Consider the following 24,174-nt stretch of genomic DNA (forward strand, 5'->3'; position numbering starts at 1 on the left):
TTTTTCTGGTGCAAGACGAAGTTAAATCGCGCGATTATGTCATTGGTGGTGTTCCGCAACGGGCACGCCCATTGGAGCCTGCGCTTTATATTGTCTCGACCCCCATCGGCAATTTAGGTGACATGACCCTGCGTGGGGTGGAAACCATTGCCGGTGCCGATATTCTGGCTTGCGAAGATACCCGTGTTACACGCGTGCTGCTTGATCGTTTTGGTGTTACCCGCCGCCCCATACCTTATCATGAACATAATGCTAGTGAAGCTGGGCCAAAGCTGATTGCGGCTCTTTTAGAGGGCAAAAGTGTTGCACTTGTCTCTGATGCCGGTACACCGCTGGTCTCTGATCCAGGCTTTCGCTTGGTGGGTGAAGCGCGTAGCGCAGGTATTAAAGTGGTTCCAGTGCCGGGTGCTTCCGCTGTTCTGGCAGCTTTGACCGCCACAGGCCTGCCGACCGACACATTCATGTTTTGCGGGTTTTTACCGCCGAAACAAGGCCAGCGACGTGCGCGGTTAGAGGCACTGAAAGCCATTGATACCACGCTGATTTTCTTTGAATCACCTAACCGTGCCGCAGCCGCTTTGAGCGATATGGTGCATGTGTTTGGTGAAACCCGCGAAGGCGCTTTGTGCCGTGAGCTGACCAAAGCCTATGAAACGGTTGTCACGGCTCCTTTGCGTGAATTGTCTGAAACCTATGACGGTGAAGACCGTATTCGCGGCGAGGTGGTTTTACTGGTGGCGCCACCCGAAGAACAGGCTGTGGTGACCAGTGCCGAAGATATGGACAAATTGCTGTTGTCTTTGGCGCAAGAAATGCCTGCCTCCAAAGCTGCTGCGGAAGCTGCCCGTATGACGGGGGCGAAAAAATCTGATCTTTATCAGCGGCTGATTGCGCTTAAGAGCGGCGAATGAATAAACTCAAGGAAAAGCGCAGAAAAGCATTTTCCTTAGGTCACCGTGCCGAATTTCTGGCAAGTCTTATCCTGATGCTCAAAGGCTATGCCATTGTCGAGCGTCGTTATCGCACCAAACTTGGCGAGATTGACCTGATTGCACGCCGCGGCAATCTGGTGCTGATTGTTGAGGTGAAGGCGCGGGCAGAAACTGCATCGGCGATGGATGCGGTGGATATGCAATCCATGCGCCGCATAGAAGCCGCGGCCGATTTATGGCTGGCACGACAGCCTGATTATGCGCAGCTTTCCTTGCGGTTTGATTTGATCATCGTGCGCCCATGGCGTGTGCCACGGCATTATCCAGCCTTTTTCATCAGTCGATAATTCGGGAATTAAAAACCTCAAGCTTGTGCAAGCGCAGAAAAGCAATTGCTATTTGCCAGCCCGTCGCGCAAGCGCATTTCTTATCAAGTGAGTGCCTTCAAGAGATACTATTGCTATCTTTTGAAAGGGCGGTGCAATGTCTCGGTCTGGGTCTCGATCTGTTTTTCTTCTGGCTGATTTTCCGGTTTTTTTCCGCGTGGCTGACAAGCCGGTGCTGGTGATTGGCAATGGTGAAGAAGCGCTGAATAAAATCAGACTATTGCATCAGACGAAGGCACATATCCGTGTGGTTGCTGATAAGCCTGAACCTGTTCTGGCTGATTTTTTACGTGATGCCGCCCTTGAGCATTTATCGCGCGATTTGAAAGACACGGATTTTCTGGATGCCAAACTGGTTTTTATTGCAACCGAAGATGAAGCAACAGATCGCGCACTAGCAATGCGCGTTAAAGCGCATCGTATTCCGGTCAATGTCGTTGATCGCCCGCATCTTTGCGATTTTCTCACTCCCGCTATTGTTAATCGTGCACCTGTGACCATTGCGATTGGATCGGAAGGGGCAGGGCCTGTTTTGACGCAAATAATCCGTGCGCGGATTGAGGCGATGTTAGCGCCGCAATTGGGTGCATTGGCGAGACTGGCGGTTGGATTTCGTGATCAAGCCGAACGGCTCATTGAAAAAGGCGCGGCAAGACGCGGGTTTTGGCGCGGGTTTTTTGAAGGTACGGTCGCAAAAGCCATTGAACAAGGCGATGAGAAGGCCGCGCATCGTGCAGCCAGCGCTTTGTTGCATGAAGCAGGGGCACAAAAACAAACTGGCTTTGTGCGCTTGGTGGGGGCAGGCGCTGGTGCCGAAGATTTGCTGACTTTACGCGCTCAACGTGCACTGATGGATGCCGATATTATTATTTATGATGCGCTGGTGCCGGAAGCTATTGTTGCGATGGGCAGGCGTGATGCCGAGCGGGTTTTGGTGGGCAAGCGCAAAGGCTGCCATTCTAAAAGTCAGGATCAGATCAATCAGTTACTGATTGAACAGGCGCGTCTTGGTAAACAGGTGGTGCGGTTGAAATCTGGCGATCCATTGATTTATGGTCGTGCGGGCGAAGAAATGGCAGCGCTGAGAGCCGCAAACATTCCGTTTGAAGTTGTGCCCGGCATCACCTCTGCTTTTGCGGCTGCTGCCGATATGGAATTGCCGCTGACATTGCGCGGCGTTGCCTCATCACTGATTTTCACCACCGGTCACGATATGCATGGTGAGACCTTGCCGGATTGGGCGCGACTTGCCGTTTCAGGCGCTACTATCGCCATTTATATGGGGCGCAGTGTTGCCGGTGATGTGGCTTCTCGTTTGATGAGTGCTGGTTTGCCTGCTGATACGAGTGTTGCGGCCATCGAAAATGCCAGCCGTCAGGACAAACGCTTGTTTCATGGCACATTGAAGGATTTATCCGGCTTGAGTTTACGTGATGATTTGAGCGGGCCGGTGATGGTGATTATCGGCGAGGCGGTAGCCGGTGCATCCTTGCAAAATACAGAACCTCTAAGCCTGCGTCAGCAATTTGCTGCGGCTTGAAACATTCAACAGGAGCGAAAAACATGGTTGTAAAAGTTCTGACTGCCAATCGTTTGCTGGATGGTGTGGTTGTATGGCTTGGCGCAGACGGCAAATGGCAAAATTCTCTCAAAGGCGCATTAGTCGCCCGCCATGCGCAGGCCGTGGAAGCATTGGAAGCGGCAGGTCGCGCCGCCTCGCTTTTTGATGAAGTGGTGGATGTCAACCTGATCGATGTTGAAGACAATGACGAAGGCTTAAGCCCTTTACGTCTGCGTGAACGCATCAGATTGAGCGGCCCGACCATTATCCATTTTGGCACGGCTAAAGTTGCCGCTTCCTATTAAATTTAAAAGGCCAGACTATGTATCGTTATGACGAGTTTGACCGCGATTTTGTTAAAGCGCGTGTTGCCCAGTTTAAAGATCAGGTGGAGCGTCGCCTCTCAGGTGAAATGAGCGAAGACCAGTTTAAACCATTGCGGTTGATGAATGGTCTCTATCTGCAATTGCATGCCTATATGCTGCGGGTGGCTATTCCTTATGGCACTTTGTCATCACGCCAAATGCGCAAGCTTGGTTCGATTGCGCGGCGCTATGATCGTGGCTACGGCCATTTCACCACCAGACAAAATATCCAGTTCAACTGGCCAGCCTTGAAAGATGTGCCTGCCATATTGGATGAATTGGCAGAAGTGGAGATGCATGCGATCCAAACCTCGGGTAACTGCATCCGCAATGTGACGGCCGACCATTTTGCCGGTGCAGCTGCCGATGAGGTAGCAGATCCTCGACCATTTGCCGAAATTTTGCGGCAATGGTCGTCGCTTCATCCGGAATTTTCCTATCTGCCGCGCAAATTTAAAATTGCGATTGTTGGTGCTGACAATGATCGTGCTGCCATTCAGGTGCATGATATCGGCTTGCAACTGAAGAGAGACGAAAAAGGCGCATTGGGCTTGAGTGTCTATATTGGTGGCGGACAAGGACGCACGCCGATGGTGGCGCGTAAAATCCGCGAATTTTTGCCCGTTGAAGATATGCTGACTTATATCACGGCAATTGTGCGGGTTTATAATCTGCATGGGCGGCGCGATAATAAATATAAAGCGCGTATTAAAATTCTGGTGCACGAAACCGGCATTGAAGAATTGACGCGCGAAATTGAAGCGCAATGGCAAGACATTCGCCACACGAATTTGAAGCTGCCGCAAGGTGATATTGATGCCATTCAGCATTATTTCCAAATGCCGGATTTGCCGGAACGGGCAGAAGGCTGGGCGTTATTGGCGCAAGCACAAAAGCTGGATGAAAATTTCAGTGCGTGGGTAGCGCAAAATGTAACGCCCCATAAACATCCCGATTATGGCGTCGTGACAATTTCGCTAAAACCCATTGGCGGTATTCCAGGGGATGCCAGTGCCGAACAAATGGAACTGATTGCCGATATTGCCGAGAAATATTCGGTTGATGAAATTCGTGTCAGCCATGAGCAAAATCTGGTACTGCCGCATGTGGCTTTGGCAGATTTGAAGGCAGTTTATGATGCTTTTAAAGATCAGCAATTGGTGACAGCCAATGCAGGGCTGATTACCGATATCATCGCTTGCCCCGGTCTTGATTATTGCTCGCTCGCCAATGCCCGCGCTATTCCGGTGGCTCAGCGTATCAGCAAACGTTTTGGCGACCATCAGCGCCAGCTTGATATCGGCGCTCTTAAAATTAAAATTTCGGGCTGCATCAATGCTTGCGGCCATCATCATGTCGGCCATATCGGCATTTTGGGCGTTGAGAAAAAAGGCGAGGAACTTTACCAAATCACTTTGGGCGGTTCGGCTGATGCTCATACCAGTATCGGCGATATTGTCGGGCGTGGTTTTTCCTCTGAAGATATTGTCGATGCGATTGAAAAGCTGGTGGATGCTTATCTCGACGTGCGGCTAGACCGGAGTGAAAACTTCCTGACCACTTATCGCCGTTTGGGGGCAGAACCTTTCAAACAAGCACTTTATGGCGAGCCTGCTTATGCCGGTTGAACTGTACCTGAACCATGAGACGCGGGTGGCAGCACAAGCGAGGCTGCTGGAGCTAAGTCATGGTGCGCGTGAGCCGCAGGCAATTATCGAGCAGAGTTATCAGACTTTTGCAAATAATGGCTTGGCGCTGGTTTCGTCTTTCGGGGCGGAATCGGCCGTGCTTTTGCATATGGTGGCGTCAGTTGATCAGAGCATTCCGGTTCTGTTTCTGGATACCGGCAAACATTTTACCGCGACGCTGGAATACCGTAAACAATTGACGACAAATCTGGGCTTGCAGAATGTGCAGGATATCACGCCGCTTCAAGAAAATTTGAAGCGTGATGATCCCTATGGCGCTTTATCGATGACCGACAAAGATCGCTGCTGTTTTTTGCGCAAAGTTGAACCGATGACGCGCGCTGTTGCGCCTTATCAAGCATGGATGACAGGGCGCAAACAGTTTCAGGCAGCAACCCGTCAGCAACTACCGGTTTTTGAAGCGGTGGGGGTGCGTATTCGTATCAACCCTCTGGCACATTGGAACAGCGATGATTTGTTAGCCTATATGCGGCATCATGATTTGACCGTGCATCCGCTGACTCTGCAAAATTATCGTTCCATCGGCTGTATGCCTTGCACGCGCCCTGTTGAGGAGGGCGAAGATCAGCGCGCAGGGCGTTGGGCTGGCTCGGATAAGGTTGAATGCGGCATTCATTTGAGCGATTTGAGCGAGCAGCTGGAGCAAAAAGGAGTGTCAAAATGAGCGCGGCTTATTTGTGGACGGCAGATGGTTTCAAGCCGGATGCTTATCAAGCCTTAGATGATTTATCAGACGTAACAGATGCCGAAGCTGTGCTATTGCCGTTTCATGTCTGGGTGGAAAAGAGCGAAATATTGCTTGCTCAAACCAACCGTAAACTGGGTGTGCGTGTCGGCTCAGGTGAAGATGTTACTCTTCTGTTTCAATCTCTCCATCGGTTGTCGCTGATTGCACTGGATTTTCCGGCTTTTAATGACGGTCGCTCTTATTCCAAAGCAGAGCTTTTGCGGGCACAAGGTTTTAAAGGCGAACTGCGTGCTGTAGGTGATGTGCTGATCGATCAGGCCGCATTGATGCTGCGTGCAGGTTTTGACACGCTGGAAGTGCACCATCTTGTAACAGTTAAACGTTTGCAGGAAGGCGCACTGGTCGATACGCCGCATTATTATCAACCGGGCTCGGGTTCTGTACCTATAAAAGGTGAATTTAGCTGGCGCCGTTTCAGGGAATAAACATATTCGGACATTAAAGCATTTTCGTTTTTGCTTATATGGGCTAAGAAGCCTTTATATCATTTAAGGGAAGTGGTGAAAATGATCCGTCATATCGTGTTTTTTAGCGTCAAAGAGGGACAGGACATTGATGTCGTGCGTGAAGGGCTGGAACGTTTGAAAGCCATTCCGCATTCGGATTTATTCGAGATTTTACCCAATAGCAAAGTTGACCCGATGTGCGACCGGATTGATCTGGTTGTCTACGGCGAGTTTAAAGACGAAGCCGCTTTGTTTGCATTTAAATCTGATCCGATCTACACTTCGACAACAGAATATGTTCGCCCGATGCGCGAAATGCGCTTTTCTGCGGATGTGGAAACCAAGCTTTAAACACAATGCTGGTGCTTAATTTACTGTGGATTTGCTGATTTTATCGCGAAAACCACACTGTTTCTGTGCTGACTGCCAACAGAAATGTTGAAGAATGACAAGAATAGTGATTGTGTAAGCGCTGGGTTGATTAAACTTTTCGCATTCGGCGTATGAACAATAAATCTTCCGGCCTCTTGTCAGGTCAATCAATCAGGAAATTCAAATGGACGATTATGAAAAATATGCCACAGGTCTGATGATCGTATTCGGCGCTCTGATCATTGGTGGTTTGATGGCTGTTAATATCGTCGCGCATGACAAGCCGGGCTTTTTGTTCGCGTTAGGTGCTGCCGTTGTGGCTTGGTTCTCAGCTTTTGCAGTTATTTTTGATAAACCGCGCCTTTATGGCGTGATGATTGCAGCGGCCATCGCATTAGTTGGAGCTTCGATCACCGCTTATGTCACTTGAGCCTATAGGGACGGTTTTCATTTGGTTTATCAGCAATAACCCTGGTTCAGCCGGGGTTATTGCGTTTAAGGCCGCCGTATAAAAACAACAGTGATGAATTTGACATAAAGATATGTTTATGTCATTAAATCAAAAAATGATACCCTTGATAAGGTCTGGTGATTCTTATGACGTCTTCTCTTGACGATCTTTTTGGTGCTGTTGCACCGCGTACCGATGGTTCTGAAATTTTCACAGGCTTAAAAAAAGCTGCCAGTGAACGTATCATGATCCTTGACGGTGCGATGGGAACCCAGATTCAGGGCTTGGGCTTTCACGAAGAACATTTCCGTGGGTCACGGTTCGTGGGCTGTGAATGCCATTTGCAGGGCAATAACGATCTGTTGACGCTAACCCAGCCAAAGGCGATTGAAGATATTCATTATGCTTATGCCATGGCTGGTGCCGATATTCTGGAAACTAATACATTCTCCTCCACCTCCATCGCACAGGCCGATTATGGCATGGAGCATGTGGTTTATGAGCTGAACCGCGATGGCGCACGTCTGGCGCGTCGCGCCGCTTTACGAGCAGAGAGCCAAGATGGCCGCCGCCGTTTTGTCGCTGGTGCCTTGGGCCCGACAAACCGCACCGCCTCGCTTTCGCCGGATGTGAACAATCCGGGCTATCGCGCCGTGACCTTTGATGATCTGCGCATTGCCTATGCCGAGCAAATCCACGGCCTGATTGATGGTGGTGCAGATATTATTCTGATTGAAACCATCTTTGATACGCTGAATGCCAAGGCTGCAATTTTTGCCTGTGAACAGGTGTTTGAAGAAAAGCAGATCCGTCTGCCTTTGATGATTTCCGGCACGATCACCGACTTATCTGGCCGTACACTTTCCGGCCAGACCCCAACTGCCTTCTGGTATTCTTTACGTCATGCCAAGCCGTTTTCCATCGGGCTTAACTGTGCGCTTGGTGCTAATGCCATGCGCGCGCATCTGGCCGAAATTTCAAGCGTTGCTGACACGTTTGTTTGTGCTTATCCAAATGCCGGTCTGCCAAATGAATTTGGCCGCTATGACGAAACGCCGGAAGTGATGGCGGCGCAAATGGAAAATTTTGCCCGCGATGGTCTCGTCAATATTATGGGCGGCTGCTGTGGTTCGACGCCGGAACATATTGCGGCGCTTGCAGAAGTGGCTAAAAAATACAGCCCACGTAAACCGGTCAAGCTTGAGCCACTGATGCGTTTGTCCGGCCTTGAGCCATTTACACTCACCAAAGATATTCCTTTCGTCAATGTCGGCGAACGTACCAATATCACCGGTTCTGCCCGTTTCCGCAAACTCATCAAAGAAGGTGATTTTGCCACCGCTTTGGATGTCGCGCGCGATCAGGTGAATAATGGTGCGCAGATTATTGACATCAACATGGACGAAGGGCTGATCGACAGCCAGAAGGTCATGGTTGAATATCTGAATTTAGTGGCATCAGAACCTGATATTGCCCGCGTGCCGGTGATGATCGACAGTTCCAAATGGGAAGTCATTGAAGCCGGTCTTAAATGTGTGCAGGGCAAGCCGCTGGTTAACTCCATTTCGTTGAAAGAAGGTGAGGAAGCTTTCATCCATCATGCCAAGCTGGTTCGCGCTTATGGTGCGGCTGTGGTGGTGATGGCTTTTGACGAAACCGGTCAGGCGGATACGCTTGAGCGTAAGGTCGAGATTTGTACCCGTGCTTATAAAATTTTGACCGAAACAGTTGGCCTGCCACCGGAAGATATTGTCTTTGATCCGAATGTCTTTGCGGTGGCGACCGGTATTGAAGAACATAATAATTACGGTAATGATTTTATTGATGCGACCAAGATCATTATTGATACCCTGCCGCATGTGCATGTGTCGGGTGGTATTTCCAACCTGTCTTTCTCCTTCCGCGGTAATGAGCCTGTGCGTGAAGCCATGCATGCGGTTTTCCTCTATCATGCCATTCAGGTTGGTATGGATATGGGGATTGTGAATGCGGGTCAGCTGGCAGTTTACGAATCCATTGATCCGGAATTGCGTGAGGCTTGCGAAGATGTGGTGTTGAACCGTCGCTCTGATGCGACCGAACGTTTGCTTGAATTGGCCGAGCGTTATCGCGGCACGGCTGGCAAAGAAGCCAAAGCTAAGGATTTGAGCTGGCGCGAATTAAGCGTTGCGGAGCGTATTTCCCATGCGCTGGTCAATGGTATCACTGAATTCATTGAGGCCGACACTGAAGAAGCCCGCCAACAGGCTGAGCGTCCGCTGCATGTGATTGAAGGCCCGTTGATGGCCGGCATGAATGTGGTAGGCGATCTTTTCGGTTCGGGTAAAATGTTCCTGCCGCAGGTGGTTAAATCTGCCCGTGTGATGAAACAGGCTGTGGCTGTTCTTTTACCCTTTATGGAAGAAGAAAAACGCTTGAATGGTGGTGACGGCGAGCGCCAAACTGCCGGTAAGGTGTTGATGGCAACCGTTAAGGGTGATGTGCACGATATTGGTAAAAATATCGTCGGCGTGGTGTTGGCCTGTAACAATTATGAAATCATTGACCTTGGCGTGATGGTTCCGGCCGCTAAAATCCTGCAGGTCGCGCGTGAGGAAAATGTCGACATTATCGGCCTTTCCGGCCTGATTACGCCGTCGCTGGATGAGATGGTGCATGTGGCATCCGAAATGGAGCGTGAAGGGCTTGATCTGCCATTGCTGATTGGTGGTGCCACCACCAGTCGCGTGCATACAGCGGTGAAAATCCACCCGAAATATGAGCGTGGACAAACCGTTTATGTGGTGGATGCCAGCCGTGCGGTTGGTGTGGTTTCGCAACTTTTGTCGCCGGATGCCAAGGCTGGTTATGTTCAATCGATCAGAGATGAATATGCCAAAGTAGCCGCAGCCCATGCGCGCAATGAAGCCGAAAAGCAGCGCCTGCCATTGGCAAGTGCGCGCGCCAATCCGTTTAAAATTGATTGGAGCAACTATCAGCCGCCGCGTCCAAGTTTCCTTGGCACCAAGGTGATTGATGATATCGATCTGGAAACCTTGTCGAGCTATATTGACTGGACACCTTTTTTCCAGACATGGGAACTAAAGGGACGTTTTCCGGCGATTTTGGAAGATGAAAAACAAGGCGAAGCCGCACGTCAGCTCTATGATGACGCGCAAAGCATGCTGAAAAAAATCATTGATGAAAAATGGTTTGTGCCACGTGCAGTGATCGGTTTCTGGCCAGCCAATGCGGTTGGCGATGATATCGAGCTTTATACGGATGAAAGCCGCAAGGAACATTCCGATACGTTCTTCACACTTCGTCAGCAATTGTCGAAACGTGGTGATCGCCCGAATGTCGCGCTATCAGATTTTGTCGCACCGAAAGACAGCGGCAAAGCCGATTATATCGGTGGTTTCGTCGTCACTGCCGGTATTGAAGAAGTGGCGATTTCCGAGCGTTTCGAGCGCTCCAATGATGATTATTCGGCAATTTTGGTCAAAGCTCTGGCCGACCGTTTTGCAGAAGCTTTTGCCGAAATGATGCATGAGCGTGTGCGCAAAGAATATTGGGGTTATTCACCGGAAGAAAGCTTAAGCAATGAAGAATTGGTGTCGGAAGCCTATCAGGGCATTCGTCCGGCACCCGGTTATCCGGCACAGCCTGATCACACCGAAAAAACGACCTTGTTCCGTCTGCTGGAAGCCACCAACACGACCGGTGTGGAACTGACCGAAAGCTATGCCATGTGGCCGGGTTCTTCTGTGTCCGGTCTCTATATCGGCCATCCGGATAGTTATTATTTTGGTGTAGCCAAAGTGGAGCGTGATCAGGTGGAAGATTATGCAAAACGTAAAGGCATGAGCATTGAGGAGGTCGAGCGCTGGCTTGGACCTATCCTCAATTATATGCCGAAGCAGGCCGGACAATCTAAGGAATCAGCTGCTTAATTTGCCATTTTTATTAAAAACAAGGCCTGAGAATTGTCATTATTCTCAGGTCTTGTTTGTTTTTGACCATAATTATCTTTGTTTTTTGAAATAAGATAAAAACTATACAACTACGAATGATAGCCTGTTTATTTAACTTGTGTTACTGTCAAACTGTATAGCATTACCTATATTTATTTAAATTAATTAAGCTTGATTGAATATAAATATTGATATTCCGGTATAAATTCGGAAGTTGAAAATAACACGGGGTTTAAAATATGTTATGGGAAAGAATTTACAACGACGTAAAGTCGGTGGATGATGCTGCATGCCTTTTGAAGGTGATTGCGGATTTTGCTGTTCAATGCGGTTTTGATTATTGCACCTATAGTATCAGTATTCCTGCATTGAACTCGAAATCGAAGTTTTTTCTTTTTGATAATTGTCCGCCATCATGGGGGGAGGAATATCGCGCCACTAATGCTCATGAAAATGATCCGGTCATCCGTAAGGGTATGAAAAGCAATCAACCTATCATCTGGTCGGAGGCGGTTTTTGCAGATGCCGCGCCGCTTTGGCAAAAAGCGCGACAATCAGGGCTCAATATCGGCATTTCAGTGCCGTGCTGGTCAGCGCATGGTGTGTTTGGCATGCTGAGCTTCATCCGGCGTGAAAAAGCCATCAGTGATGAAGAATTGCAGGTGCTTTCCACCAAAATGCAGGTGATCGGCAGTCTTATTCATTTGTCGATGTATCAGCTATTGGAGGTGGAAAAAAACACCGGTATGCAGGATGTGACGCTAACCGCGCGCGAACGGGAAATTTTGCTCTGGACGAGCGAGGGCAAGACCGCTGAAATTATTGGCGCGATCCTCAGTATTTCCACCCGCACGGTTAATTTCCATATCAGCAATGTTTTGGCTAAACTAATGGCGGTCAATAAAGTGCAGGCGGTGATGAAAGCCCGCACTCTCGGACTACTCTAATTGCATGATTGCCTATAGCGGTTTGGTCTGTAGGTATTTTTGAATTTCTCTATCTCACATGATTATGCGCAGGACAGATTTTCGTCCCTCAAGTCTCTGACCAAAGTGTCATCGAAGACCGCAATTTTTAAAATCACCTTTTACAATCTGCAAACTCTGCTCAGCCACTTGTCATTTTTTGCAAGCGGGTTTTTGTATCTGTTGGTGCATGCCAACCTGTTTGTGCAAGCTTTTGCGAACTCACCATCAAGGGCCCTGTCAAAGCTTGAAACGCTTTTTGCTGGCCAGCCAAACATGCCGCTAATTCCAGTATTTTATGCGGGAACGGAACGAGCTTAGGCTTGCGTCCCATGCCTTGACGAAGAGCTGCTAGAATATCGGCAATGGTCACCGCTGACTGATCGGCAACCAGATAGGTTTCTCCATCTGTCACCGGAGTTTTTAAAACATGGATAATCGCATCGTAAAGTGCATCTCTGTCAAGCAGGCTGCGCTTTTGCGTTTGATTGGCAAAGGGTAGGGGAATGGGGAGACGAGCAAGTTTTATTAATCGTGCAAGATTGCCGCCGGCACCTTTGCCATAAACCAAAACGGGGCGTAAAATTGTAAAGCGTTTATTCTGCCCGTAAACGGCATGGATGGCTTCCTCGGCCAGTAACTTGGCGCGGCCATAGGCACGCTCCGGCAGGGTTGGATCAGTTTCCGTTAAAATGCCTTCGCGTACCGATCCGGTCTGAACGCCGACAGACGAGATAAAGACAAATTTGCCGGTTATTTTGGTCTTTGCCGCTTGTGCAAGTTTTTCAGAGAGTAAGCGATTGGCTTTGTCATAGGTTTCAGCTGGCAATTCATGCATCACATGCGCAATGGCAGCCAGATGAATGACATGGTCGCACCCTTCAACCAATTGTTCAAAGGCTTGGATACCTGCATCAGGTTCGGGCAGCAGTGCCATATCCGGCTGTGGGGTGCGTGATGCTGACCTGACCTGATAGCCTTCGTTTTGCAAAAAAGGCACCAGTGCACGGCCGATAAAACCCGTTGCACCGGTGACAAGAACGAGCGGCGATTTTTGTTTTTGATCACGCAAGACTTAAATCCTGAAGAGAACTCTTAAATACTACTAAATTAGTAGAATTATCAATGTGTTATAATCCCGCTCGAAGTGCTTCGGGTATTATATTACTGGCTAGCACGGGAATGCGAGTAAGAATTTATCTGCACTTTTGAATCTTCGTTAAACCATCCTTTTAAATCCGCGCTTCTCCGCCCGATAATAAACGCCACGGCAGTGACGATATGGGCATTTAAACCTTGCGTCTGCTATCACGTCAATCGCGGGGAATAATATGCAGCTGGTGGCTTCGGTAAAAACATTAACCCATCTGGATAGGTTAGAGGCTGAAGCCATCCATATTTTCCGCGAGGTGGCGGCAAGCTTTTCCAAGCCGGTGATGCTTTATTCGGTGGGTAAAGATTCATCCGTTTTATTACATCTGGCGCGTAAAGCTTTTTATCCGGCTAAACTGCCTTTTCCGCTTTTACATGTCGATACGACATGGAAATTTAAGGAAATGATTGCCTTTCGTGATCAGCGGGCGCGCGAGGATGGTTTCGAAATGTTGGTGCATATCAATCAAGATGCGGTCGAGCAAAATATTGGCCCGTTTTCACATGGTTCCAATGTGCACACCCATTTATTCAAAACAGTGGCGTTGCGGCAGGCTTTGGAAAAATACGGTTTTGATGCAGCCTTTGGGGGTGCGCGCCGCGATGAAGAAAAATCGCGCGCGAAAGAGCGGATCTTTTCTTTCCGCAACCGCCAGCATGGTTGGGATCCGAAACATCAGCGCCCCGAAATGTGGAAGATTTATAATACCCGTATCTCAACCGGTGAATCGATCAGGGTGTTTCCACTTTCCAATTGGACAGAACTTGATATCTGGCAATATATTATGCGGGAAAATATTCCGCTGGTGCCGCTTTATTTCGCAAAACCGCGCCCGGTTGTCGAGCGTGACGGCATGCTGATTATGGCAGATGATGATCGGTTGGTGTTGCGCGAGGGTGAAAAAATTCTCACCCGCAAAGTGCGGTTTCGCACCCTTGGTTGCTATCCGTTGACGGGCGCTATTCCGTCGGAAGCTGATAGTCTTGCAGGTATTATTGAAGAAATGTTGATTTCTAAAACCTCCGAGCGTGAAGGCCGGATGATTGACCGCGATGAAAGCGGTTCAATGGAAAAGAAAAAGCGTGAGGGATATTTTTGATGGTCTTGTTGCACGAGCCTCAGGCTGGTTCTGCTGATGTGGAAAGCCGCATTGCCGATTATTTGCAGGAGCAGGAAAACAAAACCCTGTTGCGCTTTTTAGCCTGCGGTTCTGTCGATGATGGCAAATCCACTTTGATCGGACGTTTGCTTTATGATGCGAAAGGCATTTTTGAAGACCAGCTGGCGCATTTGAAAAATGACAGCCGGAAGTTTGGCACCACCGGTGATGATATTGATTTTGCGCTTCTCATGGATGGATTGGAAGCCGAGCGCGAGCAAGGCATTACCATTGATGTGGCTTATCGGTTTTTCTCGACAAAAAGACGAAAATTCATTGTGGCCGATACACCAGGCCATGCCGAATATACCCGCAATATGGCAACTGGTGCGTCAACCGCTGATCTGGCGATTGTGCTGGTCGATGCACGCGAAGGGTTGATTACGCAAACGCGGCGCCATAGTTTTATCGCGAGCTTGTTGGGTGTGCGCCATATCATTCTGGCGGTAAACAAAATTGATCTGATCGATTTTTCTAAAGAGATTTTTGAGGCAATTGCAGCAGATTATCTGGAGATGACCAAGGATTTCGGCTTTGCCAGCATTGAAACTATCCCGATTTCTGCCCGTTTTGGCGATAATGTCAGTGTGCGTTCAGCCCATACACCTTGGTATCAGGGGCCGACATTGCTGGAACACTTAGAAACGGTGCCATTGGGAAAAACGGCGGACGCGGATGTGTTTCGTTTTCCGGTGCAATATGTCAGCCGCCCCAATGCTGATTTTCGCGGATTTTCCGGTACACTTAGTTCCGGCCATGTGCGGGTGGGTGAAACGGTCGTGGTGGCTAATACCGGCAAACAAACAAAATTACGTCGCATCATCAGCCCGCAAGGTGATTTGCAGGAAGCTTTCGAGGGGCAGGCGGTCACATTGCTGTTGGAAGATGAGCTGGAATTATCGCGCGGCTCAATGCTGAGTGGTTTGAACGACCGGCCAATTTTAAGCGATCAGCTGGTGGCGCAAATGATCAATTTTGACGATGCGCCATTGCGTGCTGGACAAAGCTATTGGTTGCGCACCGAAACGGATCAGGTCAGCGCGACCATCACAAAACTTCAACATCGTATTGATATCGAAACCTTTATCCCTTCCGATGCTCACGAATTGGCGCTTAATGAAATCGGCCTTTGTCATTTACAGCTAAATTTACCGCTGGTTTTTGATCTTTATCAAAAGCAGCGCTCCACCGGCGCTTTTGTGCTGATTGACCGCGTCACCAACAAAACCATTGCCGCCGGTATGATTCGCGAAAACGGTCATAAAACCAGCAATATCCATTGGCAAGCATTGGTGCTTGATGCCAAAGCGCGTGCCGAGCAAAAATTTCAAAAGCCGGTTGTTTTGTGGTTTACCGGCCTTTCCGGCTCTGGAAAATCGACTTTGGCGGGCTTGCTGGAAAAACGCCTGCATAGTTTGGGCAAGCATACTTATCTGCTTGATGGCGATAATCTGCGTCATGGTTTGAACCACGATTTAGGCTTTAGCGAAAAAGATCGCAGCGAAAATATCCGCCGCATTGGTGAAGTGTCGCATTTGATGCTGGATGCAGGATTGATCGTGCTGGCAGCACTGATTACACCATTACAGGCGGACAGAGACCGTTTGCGCACCCGTTTTAACGATGATGAATTGATTGAAATTTTTGTTGATACATCACTGGAAATCTGTATCGAGCGTGATCCAAAAGGGCTTTATGCTAAAGCTTTGGCCGGAGAGATAAAGGATTTCACCGGTATTGATGCACCTTATCAGCGCCCCGTTGCACCAGATTTGCACCTGAAAACCAAAGGGCGCAGTGTGGAAGAATTATTGGGCGAGATTGAGCATTATCTGACGAAGCGCGGTATAATCGGCAGCTATGGTACTGATTCTTGGTCGATTTAAACAATGAATGAAATGACATCCGCTCTATTAAATGAAGTTTTGCTGCTGCAAGAGCTGGAGCTTGCAGCTCTTGAGGCAGGGCGTGAGATTATGCGGATTTATGCGGCGGGTTGTGATGTTTCGGAAAAAGCTGACCAGTCGCCGGTGACAGAAGCTGATCAACTGGCTGAAAAACTGATCTTAAAAAGATTACGCGTGTTTGCACCGGATATTCCGATTGTGGCCGAAGAAGAAATGGCGGCAGGTCTTTCGCCACAAGAGTTGGGCGCACGCTTTTTTCTGGTCGATCCGCTTGATGGTACCAAAGAATTTGTCAAGCGCAATGGCGACTTTACCGTCAATATTGCATTGATTGAAAATGGTGTGCCGGTTTTAGGTGTCGTTTATGCGCCTGTGGGCGGCCAATTATATATTGGTGGCTCTAATGGTGCGGTGAAGGTACTGGTTGATGATGCGGGCCAAGAGCTTTCGCGCACAGCAATCCATGTGCGCCAAGCGCCTGAGCAGATCACAGCTGTTGCCAGCCGCTCGCATAACACACCAGAAACCGATATTTGCCTGCAAAATTATGGTATTGAAACATGTGTGTCGGTTGGCTCTTCATTGAAGTTTTGTTTGGTGGCGGAAGGCCAGGCGGATTTATACCCGCGCTATAGCCGCACGATGGAATGGGACACCGCCGCAGGTGATGCTGTTTTGCGCGCTGCCGGTGGTTTAAGCACCACATTGGATGGCAAGCCGATGTTATATGGCAAACGCGGGCAGGTGTATGATTGCGACTTTGCCAATGGTTTCTTCATTGCGCGTGGTTGTTCCAGCCTTGATAAAACGCAACAGCCAAATGATTGATATGAAAATCAATTGCGAGCGCCCTTGGCTTACAGTTGATTTAGGCCACTCGCATCAAGTTTTGAGCTGGACGCTGAATGCACCGGGCTTTGTTGAAACAGATCGGATTGTCTGGCGTGAGGTGCGTAATAGCGATTTAACGCCGGAGCTTGATGCCCATCAATGGTTGTTGCAGGAATTGCAGCGAACCGGCAACAAGAATGCTGTGGCCTTTCTCACATCGCGCAATATCGATTTTCATCATTATGCGGAAGCGTGTGTAGAGAGTGAAATAGTGTCGTGTTTGGTGACGGCAGGCTTGTCCAATGCCGAGCGCGTCGGTACGCGGCACGGGCCACAAAGCCGTTTTGGCACTATCAATATTTTAGTTAAAACCTCCAGCACATTATCAGAAGCGGCGATGATCGAGCTAATGTCGGTGGTGGTGCAGGCGCGGACATTAGCGGTGTTGGAAACTGATATTAAAATCGGCAATCAACAATTAAAAGCTACCGGAACAGGCACGGATTGCGTGGCCATTGCCAGCCCGTTGGGAAATTTATCGTCGCATTGCTTCCATGCTGGTCTTCATACAGCTATTGCAGAAGCTGCGGGTGCTGCTGTGTTGAGCGCTATGTATGAGGCGCTTGATGTCTGGAAGAAAAACCACTTGAAATAGGCATCCGGCCTGCGCTTCTATGCGCATTTCACTTTTCGCTTTTTTTCACTATTGTGCCATTCTGGAAAAATGGGAAAGCAGCATGCAATTAACGCCACGTCATAGTGCCATTCTGGAACGCGCCAAATTACATGGTCAGGTCATGGTAGATGATCTGGCATTGGAATTTGATGTGACACCGCAAACTGTGCGCAAAGACCTGAATGATCTTTGCAAAGCGCGTTTGCTGCGACGCATTCATGGTGGCGCACTTTATCCATCCGGCATTGAAAATATGGAATATGAGGCACGTCGTCAGCTTTGTGCGCGTGAAAAAGGTATCATCGGTAATGCTGCCGCCTCGATTATTCCTGATGGTGCCTCGCTTTTCATCAATATTGGCACCACCACTGAGGCAGTCAGTCAGGCATTGAGCGAGCATAGCCGCTTGATGGTGATAACCAATAATATCAATGTCGCAAATAGTTTACGCATTTTTCCATCCATTGAAGTGGTCATTGCAGGCGGCGTTGTGCGCGGCTCCGATGGCGGTATTGTCGGAGAGGCGGCTGTCGATTTCATCCGCCAGTTCAAGGTGGATTTCGCGATTATCGGCGCGTCTGCCATCGATCAGGATGGCGCTTTATTGGATTTCGATTACCGTGAAGTGAAAGTGGCACAGGCGATTATGGCCAATGCACGCCATGTTATTCTGGTGGCTGATTCCTCAAAAATGGAACGAACCGCACCGGTTCGCATCGGTCATTTGTCGCAAATCGGCACTTTTATTACCGATTTTTGCAGCGAGCCGAAACTGCGCGACCTGTGCGTTGCCCATGATGTGAAGCTGATTGAAACGGAAAGCGAAAAAATAGTCGAATAGTTTCATTTATTTTCATATTGCTTTCACATGAAACTGATTTATATTCTGTTTATAGTTTTCTGAAAGCAAATGGAGCCATATTATGGCTGAAATTCCTGCATTCGATATTTTTGTCATCGGTGGCGGCATTAATGGCTGTTCGATTGCGCGTGATGCGATCGGGCGCGGCTATTCGGTGGCGCTGGCAGAGATGAATGATCTGGCAAGCGGCACCTCTTCGCGTGCCACCAAGCTCATCCATGGCGGTTTGCGTTATCTGGAATATTACGAGTTTCGTCTGGTGCGCGAAGCACTGATGGAGCGTGAGATTTTATGGGCGAATGCGCCGCATATTATCGCACCGATGCGTTTTATTTTACCCTATCATAAAGGTGGCACGCGCCCTGCATGGCTGCTGCGCCTAGGTCTTTTTCTTTACGACCATCTGGGCGGGCGCAAAAAATTGGCCGCCACCCGCACGCTTGATATGAAGCGCGATCCGGCAGCAAAACCTTTGAAGCCGCTTTTTACCAAAGCTTTTGAATATTCTGATTGCTGGGTGGATGATGCGCGTTTTGTGGTGCTCAATGCGCGTGATGCTGCCGATCGTGGCGCACAAATTTACACCCGTTCCAAAGTGGTCAAAGCTTCGCGTGATAAGACCGGCTGGCTCATCACTTTGCAGGATGTCCACGCAGGTGAAACCCGACAAATCCGCGCCCGTTTGCTGGTCAATGCGGCAGGCCCTTGGGCAGATAAAGTGCTGGAAGGTGTCGAGGGTGAAAAAAACGCGCATAATGTGCGCCTTGTGCAGGGCAGCCATATTGTTATCCGTAAGAAGTTTAACGACAGCCGCGCTTATTTCTTCCAGAATAATGATGGCCGCATCATTTTTGCCATTCCTTATGAGCAGGATTTCACCCTGATTGGTACGACCGATCAGGATTATCAGGGTGATCCGGCCAAAGTGGCAATCACCCAAAGTGAAACGAATTATCTTTGTGCAGCGGCGAGCGAATATTTCCGTGAGCCAGTGACAGAGGCTGATATGGTCTGGGCTTATTCCGGTGTGCGCCCGCTTTATGATGATGGCGCTTCCCAAGCACAGGAAGCAACCCGCGATTATGTTTTGAAAGAAGACGTTAGCGGCGGCTTGGCGCCACTCGTCAATGTTTTTGGCGGCAAGCTCACCACATCGCGCCGTCTGGCCGAACATATGCTGGAAAAGATCGAAAGCCTGATTGGTAAAAAAGGCTTGGCTTGGACAGATAAAGCGGCTCTTACGGGCGGTGAATTTGCCATTGCTGATTATGATGCGGAATTGGCAAAGCTACAAAAATCCTATGGTTTTTTAACGCCACAACATGCCGCAAGACTATTTCGCCTTTACGGTTTGAAAGCGCATGTTCTGTTAGGCGAGGCCAAATCATTGCGTGATCTGGGCGAGCATTTTGGGGCAGATCTTTATGAGGCTGAGGTCAAATATTTGCTGAACCATGAATGGGCGCAAACGGCAGAAGATATTCTTTGGCGGCGCACCAAACTTGGGCTGCGTTTCACGGCCGATGAGTTTGCCAAGTTGCAAGCATATCTGGCGAAATAATTAAAAAGCCCCGTTTAAACGGGGCTTTTTTCTTATGATTTGGAGATCAGGATTGCGGTGTGGATTTGCGGAAGAACCGTTCGCCTGCATAATCCTGACCAAACATCTGGTCATATTGGATAAGCTGATAATCGCGCACCAGCTTTGGCCATTCCGCCTCTCGCTGCCAGTTTTCCTGTGTGGTTCTGTCACTGGCAAAAAGCACGTGATTATCAATCACCGCATATTTATCATGCAGGGCGCCGAGAAAATCGGTGTAAAACGGATGGCTGACACCGGCCATATTGAGTATATGCAACGGTAGGAAAGCAGGGCTGATCGTGCCGGTCTCGCGTTGAATGCCGCTTTTGCTCGACCATAAAACCAGTGGCGTTTCATGTTCACGCGCCATTTGTGCAGCTGGTGCCGTGCGGCTTGCAACACGTGCGGTCATGAAGCCTGTATCGACATAAGCAGGGCCTAATGGTGGCAGATGATCGCCAAAGAATACCAGTATGGTTTCACGCTCACGACTTTTTGCCCATTCCATCAAACGCAACAGACTGGCATCGGCTTCGCTGGCCCCTTGCGCAAAAGCTTTAATGGCTTCGCGTGCATGTTCAGGGGCGTGGCCTGTTACTTCCAGCTTGCTGTCCGGATAGCGGCTGGCGGCATAAGGGCCATGACCTTGCAAGGAAACAGCAAAGAAGAAAAACGGCTGATCGATGTTTTCTGCTTCTTTGATCATTTCACTGACCATGGCATCATCGGAGGCAAGCGTGCCGCTTTTTTCAAGTTCTGGTAGCGTTTCTTCGGACATGAAGCCATCAAAGCCTAAATGCTGATAGACATTGCCGCGGTTCCAGAAAAATGCGCGGAACGGATGCACAGCGCGGGTGGCATAGCCTTGCTCTTTGAAGAATGACGCAAGGGAGGGCACCGAGCCACGGATATATTGCTGGTAAGGAATGCTGCCGGTTGGCAAAAAAGCCTTCGAGAAACCGGTCAGTGCTTCAAATTCCACATTGGCAGTCATGCCGCCAAATTCCGGTGAAAATATATGGCCGGATTGGAATTGGCGCACGGTCGGGATTGGGTCTGTATTGAAATTTACCCCTGGCAGACGGGTCGGATCCCAGAAGGATTCGCTCATCACCACGATAATATCAGGCTGCTGGCGATTGTTGAGTGCCGCACCACTGATGCGGTTGACTTCAATATTTTCAATTGCACCGGCTGAATAGCTTTCAGGCGCAAAAACCTTTGCCATCGGAATGTTTAAAATGAAGGCAATCGCAAAGCCGTTATGCTGATAATTGGCGGTTTGATCCCACATCATCGGCGCGATTTTTAGTCTGTCGCGCGACCATGAATAGGTGGCAAAATCTGATATATAACCAAACCAGCACAGTGCAGGCAACGCAATGACAAGCCGCCAAACGCGGGCATTCATGCTTAAAGGTTTGAACTTGGTGCGGCCATAAAAAACCGCTACGACCAAGGCGATTGCGAGCACCACAAGACAAATGGCAATCAAAATGGCGCTGAACGGGCGATCACGCACCAAGAGCGGCAACAAATCCACAATCTGTCGGGCATAGAGAAAGTCGCTCGGATAAAGTGGATCACCCAAATAAAGGCTCTTTTGATAGGCAACAGCTCCGCTGATCAAACCGGCGATGCCGATAAAAACAGCACTGAAAAAACGGCGCCCCAGCAAGGCATCACAAGCCGTGATGGTGAAGGCAAACAACAGTACAGTTGTCCATGATGGCTTCTGCCGGTTTGTAAAAAACTGGATTGTATTGGACAAAGAACCGCGTGCCAGCCATTCAATGCAAAATACCAACAGAGTAGAAATCACCAGCGAGAATAGTGCAACGCCTGCAATATGTTTGATATTGGCTGATAATTGCGACGGATAAATTAGACTGTTTTGCGCAGCCGGATGTTCCGCCTTCACATTGTCAAAAAGCTGGCTCACAGACGATCCCTTATTGCGAAGCTTCACCTGTCACATTTCTGTCATGGAAATGTCAAGTCGGTGAGCTCTGTGCGTGATCGGCTGGGTTTTTGCAAATCAAAACTGCGTTGCAAGTGTTGATAAGCAGTCACAGATGGTGAAGGCTTTGAAATAAATAAAGCAGCGGATGATCTCCGCCGCTTTATTAATTGGATAAGAACTGGCGTTTCTTTAGAAAACGTCTTCCAATCCTTTGGTCAGTTCCAGTGCCTGACGCTCAAACAGACGGCGGTAAATACCACCGTTCAAACGGATCAGTTCGTCATGATCACCTTCTTCGATGATTTCGCCGCGGTCGAAAACCAATAAGCGATCAAGCGAACGCACGGTTGAAAGGCGATGCGCAATCACCAAAGTTGTGCGCCCCACCATTAAGCGTTCCATTGCCTGCTGGATGAGCACTTCGGATTCTGAATCAAGGCTTGATGTTGCCTCGTCCAAAATTAGCACGGGCGCATCCGCCAAAAAGGCACGGGCAATGGCCACACGCTGGCGCTCGCCACCGGAAAGCTTGATACCGCGCTCACCAACCAATGTGGCGTAGCCTTTCGGCAGGCGCATGATGAAATCATGGGCGCTGGCGAGTTTTGCCGCTTGCTCGATTTCGGCCAGACTTGCACTTGGTCTTGCATAGGCAATGTTTTCAGCCAATGTGCGGTGGAACAAGATCGGTTCCTGTTGCACGATGGCAATCTGCGAACGCAGCGATGATTGCGTGACATCGGCAATATTCTGCCCGTCAATCAGGATGGCGCCGCCACTGACATCATAAAGCCGCTGGATCAGCTTCACGAAAGTGGTTTTACCGGAGCCCGAATGCCCCACCAGACCGACACGTTCACCGGCTTTGATATTGACGCTGAAGTCTTTGTAAAGCGGGTTTTTATGATCGCCGTAATGGAAGGTGACATGGTCAAAATCAATCTGGCCTTTAGAAATATCAATAGCTGGCGCACCCGCTTTATCAGCAATGCCAAAGGGGCGCGCTTCAATATCAACCAGCTCTTCCATATCATTGACCGAGCGTTGCAGGTTGCGGATATGCATACCCACATCGCGCAAGTAACCTTGCAGAATGAAGAAGGCGGTCAGCACGAAAGTGATATCACCGGCGGTGGCTTTTCCTTGGCTCCATAAGTAAAGCGCAAAGAAAATCACCAGACCACGCATGACAAGCAAGTTCAAGCCTTGGATGAATCCGTTGAGCGTACCGCGCAACCATGTGCGGCGCGTACGCCCGCGCCACTTGGTAACCACTTTGGTCAAAAGTGCATCTTCACGTGCTTCTGCACCAAAGGCTTTTACCACCGAATTGCAGGAAATCGCATCGGCCAAAGCACCACCCATGCGGGTGTCCCAGGCATTGGCAAGCGTTGCAGCGGGTGCCACAATACCCAATGAAATAACCACGGTGCAGATGATGAACAGGATCGAACCAATGGCAACGATCACACCCATCATCGGCCAATACCAAGCCAGCAATGCGGTAGAACCAACCAGCATCACAAAGGACGGAAACAATGCCACCAGCAAGGTGTCATTGAGCAAATCCACTGCCCACATCGCGCGCGTTACTTTACGCACGGTGGAACCGGCAAAAGAATTGGCGTGCCAGTCAGTGGAAAAACGCTGCAAACGATAGAAAGCGCTCTGCGCCATGTCGCTCATGATTTTCAAGGTAAAATCAGTGATGACATAAAAAGTGAGCTGACGCATAACCAAGGCTACACCGCCAAGGCAAAGCAGGATGATGAGCGCGGAAATGGCAGCGCTCCACGCATCATTTTTCGTCAAAACATCGTTGGCGAGTGCATCAACGAGCTTGCCTGAATAAAGCGGTGTCAAAACGTCAGCCACTGTTGCCAGCATCATTCCGACAAGCATCAGTGCAATTCTGACCGGTTGGTTTTTCCATTGCCGGAAGGTGTATTTGAGGACATTGCGGAAGGCCGGCCCTCGAAAATCAAGACGTAATCGTGACATGAGACTTTTCGCACATGACTTATCCTCATGCGCGAACCTTATGAATGAGATGCAATGACAGCCTGACGGACTGCCTTGCACGAGGTGATTTAGGTTTTAAGCGAAACAAACGACTTGAGTGGCAATAGCGGCAAACGGGTCGGGCCGTATTT

20 protein-coding genes are annotated in these 24,174 nt (G+C 49.3%); 17 read left to right on the forward strand and 3 right to left on the reverse strand.

The window, feature by feature from the left end; translation table 11 throughout:
- Positions 1-8: 8 nt before the first annotated feature.
- The 11 genes from rsmI (at position 9) to JNC77_RS02450 (ending at position 11,870) form a co-directional block, all read left to right on the forward strand.
- A complete protein-coding gene (gene rsmI / locus JNC77_RS02400; protein WP_374829106.1) occupies positions 9-911 on the forward strand; it encodes a 16S rRNA (cytidine(1402)-2'-O)-methyltransferase in 903 nt (300 codons plus the stop codon).
- Positions 908-1,279 carry a YraN family protein gene (locus JNC77_RS02405; protein ID WP_374829107.1) on the forward strand — a complete coding sequence of 124 codons (372 nt, stop codon included), beginning with the start codon at positions 908-910 and terminating at the stop codon, positions 1,277-1,279. The genes rsmI and JNC77_RS02405 overlap by 4 nt, the downstream gene beginning before the upstream one ends.
- A 136-nt stretch (positions 1,280-1,415) precedes the next feature.
- Positions 1,416-2,858, forward strand: a complete 1,443-nt coding sequence (gene cysG / locus JNC77_RS02410; protein WP_374829108.1) for a siroheme synthase CysG — start codon at positions 1,416-1,418, stop codon at positions 2,856-2,858.
- Between the two features lie 23 nt (positions 2,859-2,881).
- The gene (locus JNC77_RS02415) at positions 2,882-3,184 is read left to right on the forward strand and encodes a DUF2849 domain-containing protein (RefSeq protein ID WP_374829109.1); all 303 of its coding nucleotides are present in this window, start codon (positions 2,882-2,884) and stop codon (positions 3,182-3,184) included.
- Between the two features lie 17 nt (positions 3,185-3,201).
- A complete protein-coding gene (locus JNC77_RS02420) occupies positions 3,202-4,872 on the forward strand; it encodes a nitrite/sulfite reductase (RefSeq protein ID WP_374829110.1) in 1,671 nt (556 codons plus the stop codon).
- Positions 4,862-5,617: a phosphoadenylyl-sulfate reductase gene (locus JNC77_RS02425; RefSeq protein ID WP_374829111.1), complete on the forward strand. Its 756-nt coding sequence runs from the start codon at positions 4,862-4,864 to the stop codon at positions 5,615-5,617. Before JNC77_RS02420 ends, JNC77_RS02425 begins: the two co-directional genes overlap by 11 nt.
- Positions 5,614-6,126, forward strand: a complete 513-nt coding sequence (locus JNC77_RS02430; RefSeq protein WP_374829112.1) for a DUF934 domain-containing protein — start codon at positions 5,614-5,616, stop codon at positions 6,124-6,126. Before JNC77_RS02425 ends, JNC77_RS02430 begins: the two co-directional genes overlap by 4 nt.
- A gap of 81 nt (positions 6,127-6,207) precedes the next feature.
- Positions 6,208-6,498: a Dabb family protein gene (locus JNC77_RS02435; RefSeq protein ID WP_374829113.1), complete on the forward strand. Its 291-nt coding sequence runs from the start codon at positions 6,208-6,210 to the stop codon at positions 6,496-6,498.
- A gap of 205 nt (positions 6,499-6,703) precedes the next feature.
- On the forward strand, positions 6,704-6,949 hold the full coding sequence (locus tag JNC77_RS02440) for a hypothetical protein (protein ID WP_184223333.1): 246 nt from the start codon (positions 6,704-6,706) through the stop codon (positions 6,947-6,949).
- A gap of 167 nt (positions 6,950-7,116) precedes the next feature.
- Positions 7,117-10,902: a methionine synthase gene (gene metH / locus JNC77_RS02445; protein ID WP_374829114.1), complete on the forward strand. Its 3,786-nt coding sequence runs from the start codon at positions 7,117-7,119 to the stop codon at positions 10,900-10,902.
- Positions 10,903-11,162: 260 nt separating this feature from the next.
- Positions 11,163-11,870 carry an autoinducer binding domain-containing protein gene (locus JNC77_RS02450; protein WP_374829115.1) on the forward strand — a complete coding sequence of 236 codons (708 nt, stop codon included), beginning with the start codon at positions 11,163-11,165 and terminating at the stop codon, positions 11,868-11,870.
- 160 nt (positions 11,871-12,030) lie between these two features.
- On the opposite strand, the gene JNC77_RS02455 is transcribed toward JNC77_RS02450, so the two are convergent.
- Positions 12,031-12,960, reverse strand: a complete 930-nt coding sequence (locus JNC77_RS02455; RefSeq protein ID WP_374829116.1) for an NAD-dependent epimerase/dehydratase family protein — start codon at positions 12,958-12,960, stop codon at positions 12,031-12,033.
- Positions 12,961-13,219: 259 nt separating this feature from the next.
- Between JNC77_RS02455 and cysD the strand changes: the two genes are divergently transcribed.
- The 6 genes from cysD to glpD all read left to right on the forward strand — a co-directional run bounded on the left by cysD (position 13,220) and on the right by glpD (position 20,037).
- Positions 13,220-14,140 (forward strand): sulfate adenylyltransferase subunit CysD, encoded by a 921-nt coding sequence (gene cysD, locus JNC77_RS02460; RefSeq protein ID WP_374829117.1) that lies wholly within the window; start codon positions 13,220-13,222, stop codon positions 14,138-14,140.
- Positions 14,140-16,086 (forward strand): sulfate adenylyltransferase subunit CysN, encoded by a 1,947-nt coding sequence (gene cysN, locus JNC77_RS02465; RefSeq protein WP_374829118.1) that lies wholly within the window; start codon positions 14,140-14,142, stop codon positions 16,084-16,086. The genes cysD and cysN overlap by 1 nt, the downstream gene beginning before the upstream one ends.
- Before the next feature lie 3 nt (positions 16,087-16,089).
- Entirely contained in the window at positions 16,090-16,935 is an 846-nt protein-coding gene (cysQ, locus tag JNC77_RS02470) for a 3'(2'),5'-bisphosphate nucleotidase CysQ (RefSeq protein ID WP_374829119.1), read from the forward strand.
- Positions 16,928-17,593: an adenosylcobinamide amidohydrolase gene (locus JNC77_RS02475; protein ID WP_374829120.1), complete on the forward strand. Its 666-nt coding sequence runs from the start codon at positions 16,928-16,930 to the stop codon at positions 17,591-17,593. The genes cysQ and JNC77_RS02475 overlap by 8 nt, the downstream gene beginning before the upstream one ends.
- A gap of 82 nt (positions 17,594-17,675) precedes the next feature.
- Positions 17,676-18,455 carry a DeoR/GlpR family DNA-binding transcription regulator gene (locus JNC77_RS02480; protein ID WP_374829121.1) on the forward strand — a complete coding sequence of 260 codons (780 nt, stop codon included), beginning with the start codon at positions 17,676-17,678 and terminating at the stop codon, positions 18,453-18,455.
- 82 nt (positions 18,456-18,537) lie between these two features.
- Positions 18,538-20,037 carry a glycerol-3-phosphate dehydrogenase gene (gene glpD / locus JNC77_RS02485; protein WP_374829122.1) on the forward strand — a complete coding sequence of 500 codons (1,500 nt, stop codon included), beginning with the start codon at positions 18,538-18,540 and terminating at the stop codon, positions 20,035-20,037.
- A gap of 46 nt (positions 20,038-20,083) precedes the next feature.
- Here the strand turns inward: glpD and JNC77_RS02490 are convergent, their stop codons facing one another.
- Both JNC77_RS02490 and JNC77_RS02495 read right to left on the reverse strand, forming a co-directional pair.
- Positions 20,084-22,000, reverse strand: coding sequence for an LTA synthase family protein (locus JNC77_RS02490; RefSeq protein WP_374829123.1), 1,917 nt, complete (start codon positions 21,998-22,000; stop codon positions 20,084-20,086).
- Positions 22,001-22,210: 210 nt separating this feature from the next.
- The gene (locus tag JNC77_RS02495) at positions 22,211-24,022 is read right to left on the reverse strand and encodes an ABC transporter ATP-binding protein (protein WP_374829124.1); all 1,812 of its coding nucleotides are present in this window, start codon (positions 24,020-24,022) and stop codon (positions 22,211-22,213) included.
- Positions 24,023-24,174: the final 152 nt, after the last annotated feature.

Origin of the sequence: Paenochrobactrum pullorum (assembly GCF_041929845.1) — a bacterium.
In the GTDB taxonomy this organism is placed as follows: domain Bacteria; phylum Pseudomonadota; class Alphaproteobacteria; order Rhizobiales; family Rhizobiaceae; genus Paenochrobactrum; species Paenochrobactrum pullorum.